We start from the raw sequence: 18,585 nt of genomic DNA, 5'->3' as shown, positions 1-18,585 counted from the left end.
GGGCTGGGGAGCGAAGCACAAATTCGCAGCTCGAGTCCGGCCGAGGTGCCCCCGCCTCGCCCGGCCCTCGGCCGCTTCGCGGCCTCGTGGCGGTCGTTCCCCCCCAAGCGTCGGTCCTCGGCCGCTCCGCGGCCTGCGGGTCGCCGCGGGGGGGAAGGCGTCAGCGAGAGCTGGAAGGCCAGCGCCGAGGACCGAGCGGTCGGCGAAGGCAGCGGCGGAGAGAAGAGAACGAGGAAGACGAAGTAGTCACTCTGCGGCGCAGGGATGGGGTGCGCGGGCCGCGAGGAGAGCGGGGTGCGGGCGTGAGCGCGTCCGATGCGGCACCAGCGCGCCCGGTGCGGCACCAGCGCGTCCGGTGCGGCACGCCGAGTGACGTCCGCGCGATCGCGCGTCGTTAGCGTGTGCGTCGCGCACTGCCGTCGCATGCGTGGAACCGCCAGCGATTCGCACTCCGCGCGAGCGCGCGAGCCCATGACGCTGCCGCTGCCAAGACCACCGAGGGCAATCCGTGCACCCCTCTTTGTTCGAGGGGTGCGAGAGGCGTGGTTCCGAGCTCTGCGCTGCGCCGAAGCGCGTGCTTGAAAAGAGCATGTCGAGCGCGACGCGAGCACGATTCTTCTTGACCGGTTACCGGGCGCGCAGCGTGCGCTTCCGACGAGTCACGAGAAAACCATCGCGCGCTGCCACGAGGAAGAGGGCTGTGCGCGCTTCGCGCATCGCGGTGACGTTCGAAACGTTCCATGTCGTGAGCGTCGCGCCTGGTGGCAGCGGTGAGGGCGGAAAATCGCGTGGTATGCGAGAAAGCATGCCTCTCCTCTCTTCGGTCTCCGATCTCGAGCTCCGCGAACGTCTCTCGGCTGCCGTCAGCAGCGAGCGCGCCGCATCGACGGACGTCGTCTTCATTTTCCATTCTCACGCCACGCGACCGGCAGCGATTCCGCGACTGCGGCAGGCCCGAAGCGAGTTCATCCGGCTCGGCCGGACTGTCTATTTGGTCGCGTGCTCTTCGCTCACCACTCGCTGCGTGGAGCGCCTGGGGTACTCCGAGGACGGAGCCAACAAGCGCGTTCGGGTCGCCAGGCTGGCACAGCGCTTTCCTCAGATCCTCGACGAGCTCGCGTCCGGCAACGTGCACCTGACTGGGCTGTTCCTCCTCTCCAGGCACCTCACAGAGGACAACGTCGAGCAGCTCCTCGCCGAGGCACGAGGGAAGTCGAAGCGTCAGCTCGAAGAGCTCATCGCCCGCTGGTCTCCGCAGCCGGACGTGCCGACCACCTTGACCACGATGGCGCCCGAGCCCGCGCAGACGGAGTTATCAACAGTGTCCGGGACAGGGTGTGCCGGCAGGTGCTCGTGGTCTCGGCAGCGGCAGCGTCGTGGGCACCAATGCGAGCGAGTCAGAGGCTCGCATCATGACTCGAAGGGGACGCACCAGGCAGAGGCTCATCGGCATGCTGCAGAAACGCATCGCCGAGGCGCGGCGCATGCGCCCTAGGCGGCTGGCAGGCCCTTCCCCCGCCTCGACTCGGGCCGCCGCTCCGAGCTGATGGTGGACGATCGCGCGCGGACTGGGAAGAACCGATCGAGACTAACGGCGCGCCCGGATGAGTCGACTCGGCCTTCCCAGCGTGGCATCGTCCCTCGCATGCAGAAGGTTGCGATTCTCGGTTCGGGTCAGGTGGGCGAGGTTCTGGCGAACGGCTTCCTGAAACATGGCTACGCAGCGATGCGTGGTTCACGCGACGCGTCGAAGCTGGCCGACTGGAAGGCCAAGGCCGGCGCGAACGCGTCGATCGGGACCTTCGGAGAGGCGGCGGCCTTTGGTGAGCTCGTCGTCCTGGCAGTGAAGGGCAGCGCCGCGGAGTCGGTCATCGACCTCGCGGGGCCCGAGAACCTTGCTGGCAAGCTGATCCTCGATGCAACCAACCCCATCGCCGCCGAGCCGCCCGAAGATGGCGTCATCAAGTTCTTCACCGGCCCCAACGAGTCGCTGATGGAGCGGCTCCAGAAGCGCGCACCGAAGGCGCGCCTCGTCAAAGCGTTCTCCTGCGTCGGTAACGCGTTCATGGTCGATCCCGACTTCGGCGGTACGAAGCCGACGATGTTCATATGCGGCAACGACGCGACGGCCAAAGCCGAGGCCACGAAGATCCTCGAGTCGTTCGGCTGGGAGACCGCCGACATGGGCACCGCCGCCGGCGCCCGCGCAGTCGAACCCCTGTGCATGCTCTGGTGCATTCCGGGCCTGCGTGGTGGCGGCTGGACCCACGCGTTCAAGCTGCTGAAGAAGTGAGCGCAGCGCGCGTGCGCTCGAGCCGCCACACCCGCGCGCTCCCCCGTCACCGCGCGTGCTTGCCGCCGCGTGTCAGCTGAGTCACGTACAGCCCATGACACGCTGCCTGCTGGGCCTCACGCTCACGCTCTCCATCTCACTGCTCGCCGGGTGCGCCCCGCTTCAGCGTCCCCGAGCTCGACTACGGTCGCAGAATCTGAACACGGTGGGTGTTGGCTCCGTCGACTATGACCCACACGCTGACGTGATTCCCCCACCGTTCCCACGTCTCGTCCGGCACGTCGGCACGCCAGAGCCCGGTCCCGGTCCGCTCGGCCTGGAGCATGCTGCGGTCGGGCAGGAGTAGCGCGACCGACCGGACCTCCTCGTCGACGGTGCGACACTCGCTCGCGCGCTCGCGTGGCGGAAGGAGCCGAGTGGTCCGGTAGCTCTCCTCGGAGTCGGACCCCTGGGTCATGGCGACGATGAACCCGGCAACTCCAAGCAGGAGCCCGCTGGCGCGCCGACCGTCGGCTCTCTCCGAATCGCCGCTGAAGAAGAGCCAGCCGCCGGACGCTATCAGCGCGCCGCCTGTGATGATCGGACCGAGCCGCGCCTCGCGGATCACGCGCTCGTTCACCGCGATCTCGTCCTGCACCATCGCGAGGCAGGGTGGGTTGCGCACTACGCGCAGGAGCACTCCGCCCGCGACCGAGCGAACCGCGAGCGCGGGTGGCGCGACCCGCTCCCCGAGCCGGATCTCGCGCTGACCGACCATGGTGGCCTCGTGCCTGACGGAGGCGCCACAGCCCGAGGCCGCGATGGAAACCCAGAGCGCTCCAGCTGCACGCCGCATCCCGAGCTCAGAGTAGCAGGCGCGTGCGAGGCGAGCCCGCGCCTCACAGCTCGATGACGACCACCCTCTCACAGGATGGCGCGCTGGCCTTCGCTCAAACGATCACGGATGAAAGCCCTTTACGCGAAAGCGAGAGTCACCCAAGCTTCGCTCCATCGTGAAGACGACCCTCCCGCAGACCCTCTGAGCCGTCCAATCGACCCGGCGGCGCCGGGTCATGACTGCGGCCTTTCGCCGGTAAGCGCGTTCGCTCGCGCGGCCGGGGACCGGCCGTTTGGAGCGAACATGTCGAGACAAGAATCCGCCTCGGTCGAAACGTCAGCCCCCACGACGCTGCTCCTTGGCGCCGTGGCCTACGATCCCAAGGTCGTCACCATCTGGGACGGCTTCAAAGCGTACTTCGAAGAACACGGCCTGCGCTTCGACTACCTGCTCTACTCCAACTACGAGCAGCAGGTGCGCGGGCACTTTCAAGGGCAGTACCACGTGGCGTGGAACTCGCCGCTCGCGTGGCTGCAAGCGGAGGCGATCGCAACGCGGAAAGGGCGCACGGCGCGAGCCGTGGCGATGCGCGACTCGGATCAGGATCTCCGAAGCCTCGTCGTGGTCAAGGCAGGCGGTGCGATCAAATCGGTCGCGGACCTCGCTGGCAAGGTCGTGGGTGTCGGTGCCTCGGATTCACCGCAAGCGACCTTGCTCCCGCTGCTCCACATCGCCGAACAGGGTCTGGAGCCGGGGCGCGATTTCGAGGTTCGGCGCTTCGACAAGCTCGTCGGCAAACACGGGGATCACATCGGCGGCGAGCGTGATGCGGCCAAGGCCCTGATGGAAGGTGAGGTGCACGCCTGTTGCATGATCGACGGCAATCACCTGCTCTTTTCCAAGGAAGGCACCCTGCCGCCGAACACGACGCACATCCTGGCGCACACGGAGAAGTACGACCACTGCAACTTCACGGTCCTCGACGACGCGCCCAATGCCCTCGTCGAGCAGTTCGTCTCGCTGCTGTTCGAGATGTCCTACGACGACCCTCGCGTGCGACCGCTGCTCGACCTCGAGGGCCTCAAACAGTGGAAGCCCGGGCGCGTCGAGGGCTACGCGCTGCTCGAGCGCGCGGTGAAACGCTTCGACACGCTCGCGGTGTTTCTCGCAGAATTTGGCCTCGCTTGAGCACCCTGCAGCGTCTCGACCTCCTGGACCTCGGGTTCGCCGAAGGCGGCCACGTGCTGCTTCGTCACGCACTCCGTCAGGTGGCGGTCGGCGATTTCGTGGCGGTTCGTGGCACCGCGCCGGCGCTGCTCATTCACATCTCCGCGTGGTGCCGTGGAGAAGGGCACGTCGCGCTCGAGCCCGGAGAGGGCGAGGTCGTGCGAGTCCAGCGCGGCGGCGCGGAAGCCGGGCGTTTCAGCGGCGCGGAGCGCGCTGGAGGCGCCGGCATCGACGGTGTGGTCGAACACCCGAAGGCCAGCTGGGGATTGGCCGCACGCGGCGCCAGCGTGGAGAGTGGCGGGCCGGAGCTCGGGTTTGTGTTGTCCGAAAAACGCGGGGTGTGGGCCGAGGAAGCGGCGCGTCTGTACCAACAAGGAGTGGCGGCGCAGTGGGATCCGAACACCGCCATCGACTGGACCGCGGTCGCTGACTTGCCCGCCGAGGTCGAGGACGCCGTGGTGCAGGTCATGACCTATCTGATCGAGAACGAGACCGCCGCGTTGCTCGTGCCGGCGCGGTTTCTCTCGCAGCTGCACCCACACTTCCGTGAAGTGATGCAGCTCCTGGCTCTCCAGACCGCCGACGAGGCCCGGCACATCGAGGTCTTCACTCGGCGGGCGCTCCTCAACCGCACCGAGCTCGGGCTCTCGACCGTGGGTGGCCAGGCATCCCTGAAGACCCTGCTCGACGAGACCGACTTCGCGCTCTCGTCGCTCCTGCTCGGCGTGCTGGGTGAGGGCAGTTTTCTCAGCTTGCTCTCGTTCCTGAGCACCCACGGTCCCGACCCGATCACACGACAAGTTGCGCTCCTGGCGGCGCGGGACGAGGCACGTCACGTTGCGTTTGGCATGGCACATCTGGAACGTCATCTCGAACAGGAGCCAGCGCTGCTCGGTCGCCTGCGGAGCGGCATTCAGGCCCGCCACGACTCCCTTGCCACCTCCGCCGGTCTCAACGAGCTCGTGTACGACGCGTTGATCGTGCTCGCCGCCGGTGCTTGGACACCAACCGCCATCCGGCAAGGTTTCAACCGCGTCGTCGAGCTTCAGGTCGAGATGCATGCCGGACGCCGGCGTCGCCTCGAGCGATTGGGGTTCTCCGATTCCGAAGCGGAGACGCTGTCGGCGCTGCACACGAGAAACTTCATGTGACGATTGGCGCGAGCCAGGCCCCGCCCGGTGGGCGGGACCTCACCCACCCTTCGCTCACGGAGACAGCTCGAGTGGATACTTCACCGTGGTCGAGACGCCCGCCGCGGGGAATGTCAGCGCCTGGGTCGCCTGGCTGAAACACGACAGGAACTGCGGCTCCGACAAGGCGTCTCCGTCCGCTTTCGCGAGCGGCGACCGGACCGTCCCCTCCGCGTCGATCGAAAACTCCAGCGTGACCTTGCCGGCTGCGCTCGCGGCTCGCGTCAACAGCGCCTCGTAACAGGCTTTGAACTCCTTGCGCGCGCCGCGGATGACACTCTGGATCTCGTCGCGCCGCAATCCTCCCGCGAGCTTCACGCTGACCGGTCCCTCGGGAAGTTTCGACATCTCCGAGAGCGCCGTCTCCACGTCGGTGATCTGTCCAAAACGTGGTGCCGCGATCAAGATGACGGGCGGCGCCGACTCTCGTTGTTTGACCGCGATCAAGCCCTGCCCCGACGCCAGCCGCTCGTCGATTTCTTTGACCGACATCGGCAGGTACTGCTCGTATCGCGCCGGGATACGGTTTGCGGTTTTGTCGTAGAAGAAGACCGTCAACGCCGTGTCGAAGCGCTCACGGTACTTGGGGACGGAGAGCCAGGTTCCGATTCGGCTCTGGTGGGTGTGGACCTTCGGGCGCTTCTCACACAGCGGGCACTGCTCGAGGGCGCGGTCGTGGATTGCGTCGCCCACGTTGAAGGTGCCGAGGCGATTGGAGGCCGTACCGCTTCCACCGACCAGCATCACGTCCAGCTCGTAGGCGCCCTTGGCATCGGGGTGGAAGCTCGGCATGAGGGCGCGGGCAAAGGCCGAGATCCGGTCTCTTTCCTGGGCTTCGGGGCGGACGGGCGCAGCTCTCCCGGTCACCAGCTCCGCCAGTTTGTTGCCGACCTCTTCTTCTCGTTCCCAGCGGTCGTCTTCACGGTGAGATGCGAGCAAGTCTTCGAGCGTCGTGATGGCAGCCTCGGTCTTGCCCTGCAGCTGATACGTGCGGCTGAGAGCCAAGGCAGCCTCGTCGCGTTCGTCGGCGGTGCCGGACTTGATGATTGCCTGGAGGCTGGCCTCGCTACCCGGGGCCACCTTGCCGACGTCGAGGCTGCGCTGAGCGGTCTCGACCGCCTGGGCCTGCTCGCTGACCTGGACAGGCTCGCCCTTGGACTCGCTTCGTTGTCCGCCACCGTCGGTTTGCGCGGTGCAAGCGGCCAGGGCGAGGGTGGACAGGGCGGTGATAAGTCGGATGTTCGTGTTCATGATCATTCTCCTCGTGGTGCCGCGGGTTCGCGGCGTGACGAGAGAGAGCCTGCGCTTCGAATGTCTTGGTACTGTGTAAGCCAGCTCATGGTTTCTTCACCGGGCGCTCGAAGCGGTAACCAGCACCCCGGAGTGTGTGCAAGAAGCGCGGGTTTTTCGGATCGGCTTCCAGTTTCTGCCGAAGACGGTTGATGAAGTTGTCGACCGTGCGATCGGTGCCGAAGTAGTCCGCGCCCCAGACCGCATCGAGGATGCGCTGCCGCGGCAAGAGCGCGCCTTCGTGCTCGACGAAGTACGCGAGCAGCTTGAGCTCGAGGGAGGTCATCTCGAGCGGTTCACCAGCGCGGGTTGCGCGATGGCCTGCAAAATCGACGGTCACCTCATCCAGGGTGAGGGTGCTCAGCGTCGAACGAGCGAGGCGTTTTCTGCGCAGCTGGGCGTCGACTCGGGCGAGCAGCTCCATCACCCCGAACGGTTTGACCACGTAGTCGTCGGCGCCGAGGGCCAGGCCGCGGACCTTGTCCTCTTCCGAGCCCTTGGCGGTGAGGATGATGACCGGGAGCTCGACGTTGCGCGCGCGCAGCTCCTGCAAGACCTCGAAGCCGTTCATGTTCGGGAGCATCAGGTCGAGCAGCACGAGATCGGGCGGCTCTGCCAGGGCGGACTCGAGGCCGTCGCTACCGGTGCTCGCGACGCGAACCCGGTAGCCCTCCGAGCGCAGCGTTTTTTCCAGACCCAGGCGCAGGCTCGCATCATCCTCGACCACGAGCACCGACTCTTGAATGCCCACGTTTCGGGTCATGCCACGCCTCGTGGGAGCGCGACAACGAAACGTGCGCCCTGGTCAGAATCCGGGTTGGCCTCGACCCACGCGCGGCCGCCGTGAGCCTCGGCGACGTGTCGCACGAGACCGAGGCCGATGCCGCTGCCCTCGGTGGCGCGACTGAGCCGATCGTCGGCCCGCTCGAACGGCTCGAAGATACGTTTGCGATCCCGGGGCGCGACGCCCGGCCCCCGATCCGCGACCGAGATCAGGGCGTCCTTCCCGCGAGCTTCGACGGAAACGCGGTAGGGCTGTCCGTCGGGCGCGTACTTGATGGCGTTGGCGAGCAGGTTGTCGACCGCCAGCCGGATTTGATCCGCGTCGGCGACGAGAGAGAGCTCTCCGTCGATTGCGCGCTCCACTACCACCCCAGGGTGACGCTCTTCGAAGGCAGCGAGGGACTCTCGGACCGGATCCGCGAGGCGCAGCTCTCGGCGCGAGGTGGTCGAGCGGCCGGCGGACATGCGACTGAAGCCGAGCAGTCGATCGACGGTCTCGCCCAGGCGACGCGCTTCTTTGGCCAGCGCCTGGTGGACCTCGGCGCGTTCGGACTCTTCGACGCGCCCCTGCTCGAGCAGCTCGGCCAGCATCGAGACGGACGCGATGGGGGTGCGTAGCTCGTGCGACACGGTGGACACGAAATCGGTGCGCAGCTCGCTCAAGCGGCGCGCCGCTCGCACTCGTGATAGCGCCACACCCCCGAACACAAGGGCCAGCGCCGCCAGCAGCAGCGCCGACGAAACGAGCCAGCGCCGGCTCTCGGACGTCAATCGTTCGACGTGGCGCGGATCGGCGAGCCCGACCACCAGCGTGAGTCCCTGGGCGAGCTCGGCGGCGGCGTGCGGGCCGCTGGGCTCACTCGGCGCGATGACGAGCTGTGCCGGGAGCGGGAAAGAGGGCGCTGCGCGGCCGAGCGCCCGCGGGGTGACGAGGAACCCGGCGATCAGTTTGTCATCGATGCGACGCAGAACCCCGACTGCGCCGTCGCTGTTCCACTTGCTGATCGGGGTCTCGCTGTCGAGCTGAGTGACCGCGCGGCGCGCCGCGGTGTCCGCCAGCTTTCGCGTGAGCTCGTCACGGTCGGAGCTCTGGCCCCGCAGCAGGTCCAGAGCGCGGGCCTTTCCGTTCGCGTCGAGCCAGGGCACCGTGGAGAGTGCGTGTTCGGTCGCGCTCCGTTCGGCCGCGCTGAGCGAGGCGGCGTGTTTCTCGAGCCAACTCGAGAAGCGTGCGCCATCCACGTTGGTCAGACCATCGAAGACGAGGGCCGGCAGCAGATAACGGCCGCTCACCGAGCGCACGTCCGGGCAGTCGTTCACGAGTTTCTGCGCGAGCTTCTCGCGTTCGGCATCGTCCAGACGCAGCGAGATCCGGCGTGCGGACTCGTCGCACTCCGCGTTGGGCTCACTGAGCTCTGCGGGGGCTGGAAGCCGCAACGTGCCGTCGCTGCCCATGACAAAGGCCACGGCGAACGTCGGCATTGCCCGCTCGATCTCCTGCAGAGCCGTGCCGGGCTCCGCGGGAAGCTCGGCCTTGGACAGGCGTGCGCTCGAGGCATCGATCTCGTCGAGCAGCTTCGTGCGCAACTGGCGCGCGGTCGCGCCGATCTCGACCTCGACCTCACGCTGTCGGGCGGCGGACTCGTTGACCAGCGCGCGGTACCCCACCAGAGCGGCAAACACGAGCGGTAAAAGGACGGCGAGCCCGAGCGCCGCAAAATCGCGGGTTCTGATCTGGGAGCTGGGGCGTTGCAGCACGCTCCGGAGCTTCACCCGGCTGTGTCACGGAAATATCACCGCCCGACTCCCCTGACGCATGGACGACTTTTCCGCACTCGCACCCGGTGAGCGGGCGGTGTTCGCCGCGCTCGAACGCCGCGGCGTGCGCTTCATGCTCGTGGGTCTGAGCGCGGCCGTGCTGCAGGGTGCTAACACCGGAACCCGTGACATCGACATCTGGTTCGAAGACCTCTCCGACCCGAGAATCGGCGGCAAGCGGGCGACGGGTCGAAGCAAGGATCTCGCCGTGCTCCCGGCCCTCGAAGAGGCGCTCGCAGCGATCGCGAGCGTCGACGAGTCAGTGTGAGATGACGCTGGCAGCTCGAGTCGCCTCCCACCAGGCTCTCGGCGCATTCGACCTCAGCAAGCGACGAGCGGGAGCTTTGGGTCGATGCGCTTCAGATCCTCGGGATCACTCGTCAGAACCGCAGCCGCATGCCGCCGAGCGAGCAGCGCAACGCTGGCATCGATCACGTCGCTGGTCTTGCTTTGGCCGGACAACACGCCGGCCGCTTGTCTGGGCAAGGGCCCGTGCGCGCGACGCGCCACCTCGCCTGGCTGGAGTGCGGCTGACATGCCAGCGAGCTTCGCAAGAATGCCACGCTGCGGGCCGCGGCGGAGCGCTGGGTTCAGGTGGCTATCGAGGCGTGCATCGAGGTGGCGTTTCCACGTCGTGTCCCGCTCGCGCGGACGGTGCACTGCGCGGCCGTTCGCTACGGCAGCCGCTCCAGCAGCTTCAACACTCCCAGCTTCACCGGGGACCGATGGTGGGAGGCGCCCTCACGAGTCAGCACCTCTTCGCGGTGCTCGACGTACCAGTCGTAACTCTCGGCGATCATCTCGGCGTTGCTGTATTTGGGCGTCCAGCTCAGGCGCTCCGAGGTCGATGTGATGTCGAAGTACATCTCGCGGCCGTACATCAGCGAGTGGTAGTCCCCGAGGGGCGAAACACCGAGTTTGCTCGTGAGCTTCATCGCGAGCTGCGTCGGCCCAAACGGCAGCGAGCGCACACGGCTGTTCGAGCCCGCGTGTCGCACCAGGCCCGTCAAGAGCTCCCGCATCGTGCCAAAACGATCGGTGCCGCAGAGCAGCACGTCGTTCTCGGTCCGCGCGTCCGCCAACAGGCAGGCCGCCGCCAGGTCGTCCGCGTGCACGAACTGGTAGCGATTGTGCCCGTCGCCCAGCAGGTAGAGCGGACGGCTCTTTCGCACCCACTCGAACAAGATCTGGAAAATTCCCAGGCGGCCGTGGCCCAAGATCGTGCGCGGGCGCACGATGCTCACGCTGAGGCCCTGGGAGATGACCCGCTTGGCGTAGTCCTCCCCCGCGAGCTTGGCGCGGCCGTAGGCCTCCCGAGGACTGGGCTCGGTGTCTTCATTCACCGGGTTCCGCGCCGGGACGCCGTAGATGGCGCTCGACGACACGAGCACGACCTTGCGCGCTCCGGCCCGCACCGCCTCTTCGAGCACGATGTGCGTGCCGTCGACGTTCACCGACCAGAACTCGTCGCGGTCCTTGGCGAGCGGCACCTGCGCCACGTTGTGATGCACCACCTCGACCCCTTCGAGGGCGCGCCGCACGGCGCTCCGATCGCGCACGTCGCCCCGGACCAGCTCCACGTGTTTCGGACGGTCGTTGTTGTCCACGCGGTCGAACACGCGCACCGAGTCACCCCGCTCGAGCAAGCGCTGAACGACGACCTCACCGAAATAACCCGAACCGCCCGTGACGAGAGTCTTCATGGTCAGCCTTTGCGCGGGCCGAGCAGCCCTTGATCGATGCACCAGCCGAGGCTGCGCCGCATGCCCTCTTCGAGCGCCACCTCGGGAGCGTAACCGAGCTCTTTCTTGGCCTTCTCGACGCTGCACGCGATGGTTTTGTTCATCTCCGAGAGCACGTGGAACTTCTGGTGATAGAGCCCGACACTCTGCAGCGCAAAGTCGACCAGGTAAGCAATCTTGCTGGCGAGCCCGGGTAGGCGCAGGCGTTTGTGCGCGCAAGGGATCGAGTACTCGCTCTCGAGCAGACGCTCGATGGTGTCGAGCACCTCGTTCATACGATAGGGTTTGTCGTCGGCGATCCAGTAGGTCTCGCCGTTGGCGCGCTCGACCTCTCCAGCGAGCAGGAGCCCCTGGCAGAGGTTGTCGATGTAGGCCATCGAACGCCGGTTCTCGCCGCCGCCGACCACCGGACCCTTGCCGTCGCGGATCATCTCGAAGAACAGCGTCTGCCGCGGCGGCTGGTACGGACCGTAGAACCAGGGTGGACGGATCAGCGTCGTCTCGATGCGACCTTGTTTCTGGAGCTCCTTCACCTGGAGCTCCATCTCCATCTTCGAGCGCCCATAGCCCATGTAGGGGTTGTACGGAGAGCTCTCGTCGAACAGGTGATCGTTCGACGGGTTCACACCAATCGGGGAGTTCGACGAGACGATCACCGCGCGCCGTACGCCGGCCGCAATGGCGGCGTCGAGCACGTTGCCGGTGCCGACGACGTTGACCGCGCGGAACTCGCTCACGCGCTTCGGGTGGATGATGCCCGCCGCGTGGAACACGGTGGCGCCCTTGGCGCCGTCCAGCAGCTTCTTGCAGTCGTCGGGGTTCTGGATGTCGCCCACGACGACCTGGATCTTGTCCGACAGCTTGCGCACGCCGTCGGCGTCCTCGCCCGGCAAGACCAGGGCGCGCACGTCGCGTGGTGTGAAGCGCCCGCGGTGGGCTTTGGACTCGAGGCCGTTGGCCAGGACGTCGGTCAACCGGCGACCCAGCCAGCCGGCGGCGCCCGTGACGATCGCGAGGTTCTCGGTGTTTGCCATCTGAGCTCGAAGGGGGGCGGGAATCTAACCCAGGAACCTCCGCTTTGCGCTGTGATTTCCCGGGCCCGGCATTCTGGAAAAAACCGCGCAAACGCTTGCGCGCCACACCGATGAGCCGCCCATTCAACGCGCGCGGGCCGCCGCTGAGAGGAACAGGAAAATGAACCGAACACTCGAGTTCCCGGAAGTCGCACGCGAGACCCGCCCGAGCCTGGGTCTACCTGGCCCAGGTGTCGATTGTGGGCGGCGCCAGCGTGGGTCTCTATCTCCTCAGTGAAGAAGACCTGCCCTTTCACTGGGCCATCGCCTGGCTCATCAGCGTGCTCAGTCTTTTTCTGGCGGTCTTCTTGTACGTCGCCGTGCTGTCGAGGGTTCAGGCTGAGAACACCGTTCAAGGTGCCGACTTTCGCGCCGCGAAATGCGGGGACGCCGCGATCACGCTCAGGAACGCCCCCTGGCTCCCGCTGCCGCTGGCGTGGCTGACGGCGCTGCCATTCGCTCGCGCGTTCATTCAACCCCGCATGCAGTCGTCGAGCTCGGCGCTCTTCTTGTGCAGCCGTTTTGGCATGCGGGTCGTGCCGAGACGCGACATCGTCAAGGCCAGCGTGCACGCCGAGGGCATGATTGTATGTCTCGTCTCCGGTGAGCAGCTGTCTCTCGAGACCGTGCGGGTTCCGACGAGCTTGCTCGCATTGGTCTACGCTCCGCTCGCCCAGGCGCTGCTCTCGGCCCGCTGTCGAGCGCTGAGCTACAACGAGGCGCTCGCGCGCAAGATCGCCGGCTCGCCGAGCTTCAATCAGAGCTTCCACTCCTGAATCAACGCCGCGTTTCCGCTGGCGTCCGCGCCCTTCTTCAGCAGCGCGAAGTCACCGGCACGCTGGACCACACCGTAGGCGCCGCTCTTCGCCGCCTCCGTCAGCAGCTTGCGGGTCTGTTCGAAGTCGAGCTCGGTGCGGGCGATTGCGATGTACTCCGCGTCGTAGAGCCCGCGCCGCATCGCGTACATGTGAGTGCGGGAAGAGACGTGGGGCCCGACGTTTTCGCTGGCGACGACCGAGGCCTGCGGGGGAACGTCGCCGATCACCCGCTTCAGATCGGCGTAACGCTGGCGTTCTTCCGCGCTGAAGGTGAAATCGATCTGGAAGTACCCGCCTCGCACGCTGTTGGGGCGCCTCGCGAACGCGCCGTACTGGTACGAGAGCACCAAGCTCGCGAACGCCATGGCCACCACGGCGGCGTGAGCCCGCCGCGGCCCGGTCGGTCCGTCCTTTGTCATGGCGGCCAGGGCCAGGGGCGCCGCCAGGAACAAATACGGGATCCAGTGCATGACGTACTGGAACGAGAACCCCTGGATGGGTTTGTAATCGGTGACGAAGAGCGTGAGGGCTGTGCCGGGAATGAAGGCCGCCCAGAGCTGCCAGCGCCGCGCCGGCAAGAGCACCAGCGGCACCAGCATGTGCATCAAGTACACGAGCTTTTCCTTCTCGAGCACCTCGTTCAGGACGAACAGCGGGTTCGTCAGCACCGTCTTCAGCACACTGCTGTAGCCCTCTTCGCCGGTGGCCCACAGGCCCTTGTACATGCCCGGAAACCACCAGCTGCCGGCCTTGTCCATGCGCGAGCGCAGGTAGAGAAACCAGCCGACGGAGATCAGCGCGATCAAAGTGCCGCTCTTCGGACGATGGCCGGTGAGGAGCAGGAACACACCGCCGACCGCCAGCCCCACCGGAATGTCCTCGCGCATCACGAGCGCGGCCACGAAGGCCAGCGGGAAGAGCAGCCATTTCTTGCGTTCGACCGCCCAGAACGTGGCCAGGATGAAGAAACACGCCAGCGACAGGTACTTCGACTCCACGAAGTTGTTGCAGTGGAGCGGGTAGTACACGAGGTACGCCAGCGACACGGCGGCGGCCGTCCAGTCCGAGACGTGGCGCCGCGCAAACCCGTAGAGCGGCAGCGCGCCGAGCCCCAGCAGCGTGCCCTGGAGCACCATCAGCGTCTCGGGTCTGGGGAAGAGCGCGTAGACCGGCAAGATGACGTACTGCCCGAGCTTGGCGTGCGCTGCCAGGTACGCGCCGGGCGAGTTGCCGTGGGTGACCGTGCTCTCCATGTGGTAGCCGTGGAGCGCGCGGAAGATCAGGTTGTTGTCGATCGAGAGATCGAAGTTGTGGGTCCTGAGCTTCTGGTGCCAGCGGATGTTGTAGAAGCTCATGAACGCCGCGTAGCCGAGGGCCGCAAGCACGACGAGGATGAGCGGGCCGTGTTTCTTCCAGAAGCCCGGTAGCTTCCCGCGCAACCGGTCGAGCAACTCGAGCACGCGACCCGGCACCAAACCCAGGCTGTGATAGGCGAGGACCTCGGTCCCGAGCGCGAGCGCCAGCACCAGCGGCAGCAAGATCTCGTGGCGATTGACCCAGGGTTCGACGCGGAGAAGCTGCGGCAGGAAGCCCACGACGACGAGCGGGCTAACCAGCAATAGCGCGCGCTCGACGGCGTCACTGCGAAGGCGTCGTCGCCAGACGACGAGCTCGGCGATGACGGCAAACAGCGCACCCACACCCGCGGCCCCGAGGGTCCAGCGGATCAGGCGCATGCGGTGCGCCATCTCGAGCTCGTTGCCCGAGATGAACTTCGGGACCCAGTCCTTGCCGAAGGCGAACAGCGCCGCGGTCGTCAACGCGACGGAGAGGACTGCGCCCAGCGTCGCGACGCGTGCGAAGCGGGTCAGGAGCGGGACTTCGTCGGGCAACGCCTACTCACCATGGGTACATGTGGTCAGGTCGCGGCGCACCCAGACGTCGGCGTGGCGACCAGTCTTGCTGGTCACGGGGGCGAGGGCGCAGTAGTCGCGTTTCAGCCACTCGCTCAGCGCGGGCACCGTGTGAATTCCGACGTCATGCATGGTCCCCGGTGAGTTCAGGACTACAGAGGGTTTGCTGACCTGCAAGTCGTGCATCAGATCACGCCGCGCATTGCGGGCTTCACGCTCCGGGCGAATGTCGTTCCATGCCGGGGGCACGGTGCCGGCGACGAGCGTCAGGTAGGTGAATCTTGCGGCGGGGTGGCGCTTGCAAGTGATGTAGTAGTCCGCGTCGAAGCCCCAGACGAACAAACTGTCGTCCTTGTTCCCGTATTGGTTGATCATCTCGCACACGGGTTCGGGTAGCGCAGGCCTTCGCTTTTCGGACTTGTAGTCGGCTACCAGTTCCTTGACGCGATTTCGCGCTGTGTATCCGACCCAACCGCAAAGAACGGCGCCGAGGAGCAGCGCGCCGGCCGCACGGCTCCACGGGTGGCCGTCGCTGCGGTCCATCGCCAGGCCGATCTGCAGGCCGAGCGCCATCGCCAAGAACGGAAACACCATGATGAAATACGGCGGCCAAAAGCGCTGCGGGCTCGCGATCGCAGCGAACACGACCAACACCAGCGCCGAGGTCGTTACCTCGAGCCCGGCCCGGGCGTAGCCGCCAGGTAGATCACGGAACGAACGCACCTCAGCGAGCGGACGCGCAAGACCCCAACTCGCGGCGAGCGCAATCGCGAAGGCCGCCCAGTGCTGGCCTTTCGCCCAACGGTCGAAGTCGTCGCGGAACGGGACCGCGCGCATGGGAGCCATGTAGACCTCGCGGTTGTACGTGTAGAACCAGTACCAAAAAGTCTTCAAGTGCCCGCCGATGGCGTAACGACCAAGCACGATGACCACGATCGCCAGCAGCCCGCCGATGTATGCACCGAGCAGGCCGATTCGTTGCCGTCTCGCGAGGCCTTCCATCGATAGCGCCGAGCAGAACACCCACACGAAGAGTGGTGCGGCGATGGGGAATGCCGTCTGCTTGGTGAAACCTGCCATCGCGGTTGCTGCGCCGGAGAGAGCAACCAAGAGGACGCGATTGCGGTACCGCGTCGCACGAATCAGCCCCCACGCCAGGAAAAAGAGTGCCAGCAAGCCGAAGGCGGCCGCGATGGCCTCGCCCGTGACCGCGAACGCGCTGTCGGCCTCGTGGGCCACGAGCCCTAGGTACACCCACAGTAAAGCTCCGACAGCGCCAGCGAGCGGCACCCGAGCCGCCATGCCAGTGCCGACGATGGTGAACAGCGTGATAATGGACGTCGCGAGCATCAGGCTGCGCGGGCCGATCCAGTTGAAGCGTCCGGACAGCTTCTGCGCAACGGCGACCAGCCAATAGAGGACTGGCCCGCGATGGCTGCAGCCGTCCACGTACGGCAACCATTGGCCGTCGATGATGCGCTCGGCCAGCGCCACCGTGTAACCGTCGTCGAAGCCGACGTAGCTGGCGTTCTTCAGGAAGAACCAGTGAAGGTTGACGACGATGACGAGCGCTGGGATCGCGATCATCACCGCAGTGATCACTGGGAGCCAGGCGCGGAGTTTCACTGGGCCGGGAGTATCGACAAACTGTCGAAATCAGTCCAAGGGAATTCTCGGAGAGCTACGGGCATGCCTGTCCGTTGTTGAGTAGCCACGGTGTCACCACCCGCCCGTCCTTGGTCTTCAGAGCCGCGGCACGACAGTAGCGCGCATCCACGTGCTGGAAGATCTCTGGCGCGACACTCATCGACACCCCTTTCATGTTTTCGAGGATCTCCAACACGACATCTGGCTTGGCCTCCTCGAGATCTGACAGAAGTTGTGCGCGCGAGTCCCGAGCGACTCGCTGCGGATTGGGCTCGTGCCACGAGCTGTCTGGCACGACGCCGGCCACGAGGGTCAGGTAAACGAAGCGCGAAGCGGGTTTGCGCCGGCAGGTGACGTAGACGTCAGCATCGAAGCCCCAGATGAATAGGGGCGAGCCGGGCTTACTGTGTGCATCGATGAAGTCACAGACCGGCTCGGGGTAGACCCCCGACCAGTCCCCGGCCTTGCGCGACTCGCGCAGACCGCGCATCAGGCGATCGTGGGCGAAGAGGGTGATCGCAAACAGGGACACGACGACGAGCGCGGACGCCGCAGCGAACGCGGCGCGGCTGCCTCCCGCTTGCATGAACGTCCGCTCGATGCCGACGCCGACGAGGAGCGCGGCCAGTGGAAAGAGCGGTAGGAAGTAGTGGAAGAAGAAGCGCAACGGGGCGAGCGCGCCCAGCAGTGCGAGCAAGGTGAGCCAGACCAGCGTGAGCTCGAACCCACCCTTAGTGTACTCGCGCGCGGGCTGCCAAGGCCTGGGCCCGAGGGCTGCGATTCGCGCGAGCAGACTCCCGATGACGAGCACCGCGAGGCCAAGCAGTGCGTAGCTCCGATGATCGAAGAGGCGATCGAACACCGTTCGGAAAGAGTCGGCCCGGTGCGGCGCCATGTACACTTCGGCGTTGTAGACATAGTACCAGTACCAGAACGAGCCAAGGTGACCCGCGACGGCGTAGCGAGCCAGCACCGCCACGATGGGCAGCACGAAACCCGCGCCGAGGGCCAGCAGAAGATAGCCGCTACGCCGGCCGGGCTCGGCGCGATCGCTCCACCACACGGCGGCCGTCCAGAGCGCCAATGGGGCAATGGTCGGCAGTGCGGTCTGTTTCGCGAGGCCGGCAAGGGCTGCCAGGGATCCGGCCAGAAACAGCAGCACAGCGCGGCCGCGGAGCCTCTCCAACCGCTCGAGGGCGATCGTCACCAAGGCGAGCGCGAAGACCGTGAGCGGGGACGCAATGCTCTCCCCTCCCACGCCGAAAGTGGCCGGCACGTCGTAAACGGCCGCGAACCACACCAAGAGGAGCACTCCAACCCCGGCCGCCACGCGCCGCTTTGCTGCCATGGCAGTGACGTAAACCGCGGTGATGGTCGCGAACCAGAGCACGAACGACAGATTGCGCGACCCCACCCAGCTGAACCGACCGAACAGGTTCTGGAACACAGCGGTCAACCAGTACAAGAGCGGTCCGCGATGGCTGCACGCATCCACGTACGGCAGCCACGATCGATCGATGATCCGCTCGGCGAACGCGACAGTGTACCCGTCGTCGAACGCGACGGGGCCGGGATGGCGCTGAAAGAACGCCAGCTCGCGTCCGAACATGACGAACGCGGCGACGAGAGCCGCGAGCGAGATCCAGGTCTCGAAGGGGCTGCGGCGGATGAGAAAAAAGATGCGCTTTGGCATCGGGGCGGGGCGCGAGGCAGCCGATGCTAGCGCGCAACCACGCGGGTTGCCCAGGAGTGCAGGCTCACCCCTCCGGGTGACACTTTCAAAGTGTGCAGAACCGGGGCACGGCGTCGCGCTGGCTTGAAACGGCAAGCCCAATCACGGCGAACCTCTTCGGTTCCGACGCTTACGGTAACGTGTACGTCCTCGCCTCGCAGTCCGACACGAGGTGGAAGTCATTCTACTCCCAGTATCTGCCGACCCTATGGCCGCACCGCCCGCCCCCTCGGCGGCGCCCCAAA

General features: G+C 66.3%; 16 protein-coding genes. 6 read left to right on the top strand and 10 right to left on the bottom strand.

What is annotated here, in order from left to right:
• Positions 1-805: 805 nt before the first annotated feature.
• Both IPI67_06865 and IPI67_06860 read left to right on the top strand, forming a co-directional pair.
• Complete coding sequence (locus tag IPI67_06865; GenBank protein ID MBK7579913.1) at positions 806-1,495, top strand: hypothetical protein; 690 nt, start codon at positions 806-808, stop codon at positions 1,493-1,495.
• Positions 1,496-1,546: 51 nt separating this feature from the next.
• Complete coding sequence (locus IPI67_06860; protein MBK7579912.1) at positions 1,547-2,293, top strand: NAD(P)-binding domain-containing protein; 747 nt, start codon at positions 1,547-1,549, stop codon at positions 2,291-2,293.
• Between the two features lie 181 nt (positions 2,294-2,474).
• On the opposite strand, the gene IPI67_06855 is transcribed toward IPI67_06860, so the two are convergent.
• Entirely contained in the window at positions 2,475-3,128 is a 654-nt protein-coding gene (locus IPI67_06855) for a hypothetical protein (GenBank protein MBK7579911.1), read from the bottom strand.
• Between the two features lie 285 nt (positions 3,129-3,413).
• On the opposite strand from IPI67_06855, the gene IPI67_06850 reads away from it, so the two are divergent.
• Together IPI67_06850 and IPI67_06845 are read left to right on the top strand one after the other, a co-directional pair.
• Entirely contained in the window at positions 3,414-4,298 is an 885-nt protein-coding gene (locus tag IPI67_06850) for a PhnD/SsuA/transferrin family substrate-binding protein (protein ID MBK7579910.1), read from the top strand.
• 5 nt (positions 4,299-4,303) lie between these two features.
• Complete coding sequence (locus tag IPI67_06845; GenBank protein MBK7579909.1) at positions 4,304-5,488, top strand: ferritin-like domain-containing protein; 1,185 nt, start codon at positions 4,304-4,306, stop codon at positions 5,486-5,488.
• Positions 5,489-5,542: 54 nt separating this feature from the next.
• Here the strand turns inward: IPI67_06845 and IPI67_06840 are convergent, their stop codons facing one another.
• The 3 genes from IPI67_06840 to IPI67_06830 form a co-directional block, all read right to left on the bottom strand.
• Positions 5,543-6,778 carry an AgmX/PglI C-terminal domain-containing protein gene (locus IPI67_06840; GenBank protein ID MBK7579908.1) on the bottom strand — a complete coding sequence of 412 codons (1,236 nt, stop codon included), beginning with the start codon at positions 6,776-6,778 and terminating at the stop codon, positions 5,543-5,545.
• 85 nt (positions 6,779-6,863) lie between these two features.
• A complete protein-coding gene (locus tag IPI67_06835; GenBank protein ID MBK7579907.1) occupies positions 6,864-7,580 on the bottom strand; it encodes a response regulator transcription factor in 717 nt (238 codons plus the stop codon).
• A complete protein-coding gene (locus IPI67_06830; protein MBK7579906.1) occupies positions 7,577-9,355 on the bottom strand; it encodes a HAMP domain-containing histidine kinase in 1,779 nt (592 codons plus the stop codon). Before IPI67_06830 ends, IPI67_06835 begins: the two co-directional genes overlap by 4 nt.
• 58 nt (positions 9,356-9,413) lie before the next feature.
• Here IPI67_06830 and IPI67_06825 point away from each other — a divergent pair, with 58 nt between their 5' ends.
• The gene (locus IPI67_06825; protein ID MBK7579905.1) at positions 9,414-9,683 is read left to right on the top strand and encodes a hypothetical protein; all 270 of its coding nucleotides are present in this window, start codon (positions 9,414-9,416) and stop codon (positions 9,681-9,683) included.
• A gap of 53 nt (positions 9,684-9,736) precedes the next feature.
• Here IPI67_06825 and IPI67_06820 read toward each other — a convergent pair whose 3' ends face one another.
• The 3 genes from IPI67_06820 to IPI67_06810 form a co-directional block, all read right to left on the bottom strand.
• Entirely contained in the window at positions 9,737-9,952 is a 216-nt protein-coding gene (locus IPI67_06820) for a hypothetical protein (GenBank protein ID MBK7579904.1), read from the bottom strand.
• Between the two features lie 137 nt (positions 9,953-10,089).
• Positions 10,090-11,118 (bottom strand): NAD-dependent epimerase/dehydratase family protein, encoded by a 1,029-nt coding sequence (locus IPI67_06815; GenBank protein MBK7579903.1) that lies wholly within the window; start codon positions 11,116-11,118, stop codon positions 10,090-10,092.
• 2 nt (positions 11,119-11,120) lie between these two features.
• Positions 11,121-12,191, bottom strand: coding sequence for an NAD-dependent epimerase/dehydratase family protein (locus tag IPI67_06810; GenBank protein ID MBK7579902.1), 1,071 nt, complete (start codon positions 12,189-12,191; stop codon positions 11,121-11,123).
• A 230-nt stretch (positions 12,192-12,421) separates the two neighbouring features.
• Here IPI67_06810 and IPI67_06805 point away from each other — a divergent pair, with 230 nt between their 5' ends.
• On the top strand, positions 12,422-13,006 hold the full coding sequence (locus IPI67_06805; protein MBK7579901.1) for a hypothetical protein: 585 nt from the start codon (positions 12,422-12,424) through the stop codon (positions 13,004-13,006).
• On the opposite strand, the gene IPI67_06800 is transcribed toward IPI67_06805, so the two are convergent.
• Genes IPI67_06800 through IPI67_06790 form a run of 3 tightly spaced genes read right to left on the bottom strand, consistent with a single transcriptional unit; the run spans position 12,988 to position 18,301 of the window.
• Positions 12,988-14,940 carry a DUF2079 domain-containing protein gene (locus IPI67_06800; protein ID MBK7579900.1) on the bottom strand — a complete coding sequence of 651 codons (1,953 nt, stop codon included), beginning with the start codon at positions 14,938-14,940 and terminating at the stop codon, positions 12,988-12,990. The genes IPI67_06805 and IPI67_06800 overlap by 19 nt on opposite strands.
• Positions 14,941-14,943: 3 nt before the next feature.
• Positions 14,944-16,587: a hypothetical protein gene (locus IPI67_06795; GenBank protein MBK7579899.1), complete on the bottom strand. Its 1,644-nt coding sequence runs from the start codon at positions 16,585-16,587 to the stop codon at positions 14,944-14,946.
• 55 nt (positions 16,588-16,642) lie between these two features.
• Positions 16,643-18,301, bottom strand: coding sequence for a hypothetical protein (locus IPI67_06790; GenBank protein MBK7579898.1), 1,659 nt, complete (start codon positions 18,299-18,301; stop codon positions 16,643-16,645).
• Between the last annotated feature and the right edge of the window lie 284 nt (positions 18,302-18,585).

This window comes from Myxococcales bacterium (assembly GCA_016706225.1).
Classification (GTDB): Bacteria; Myxococcota_A; Polyangia; order Polyangiales; family Polyangiaceae; genus JADJKB01.
This window is presented reverse-complemented; position numbering and strand designations above follow the sequence as displayed.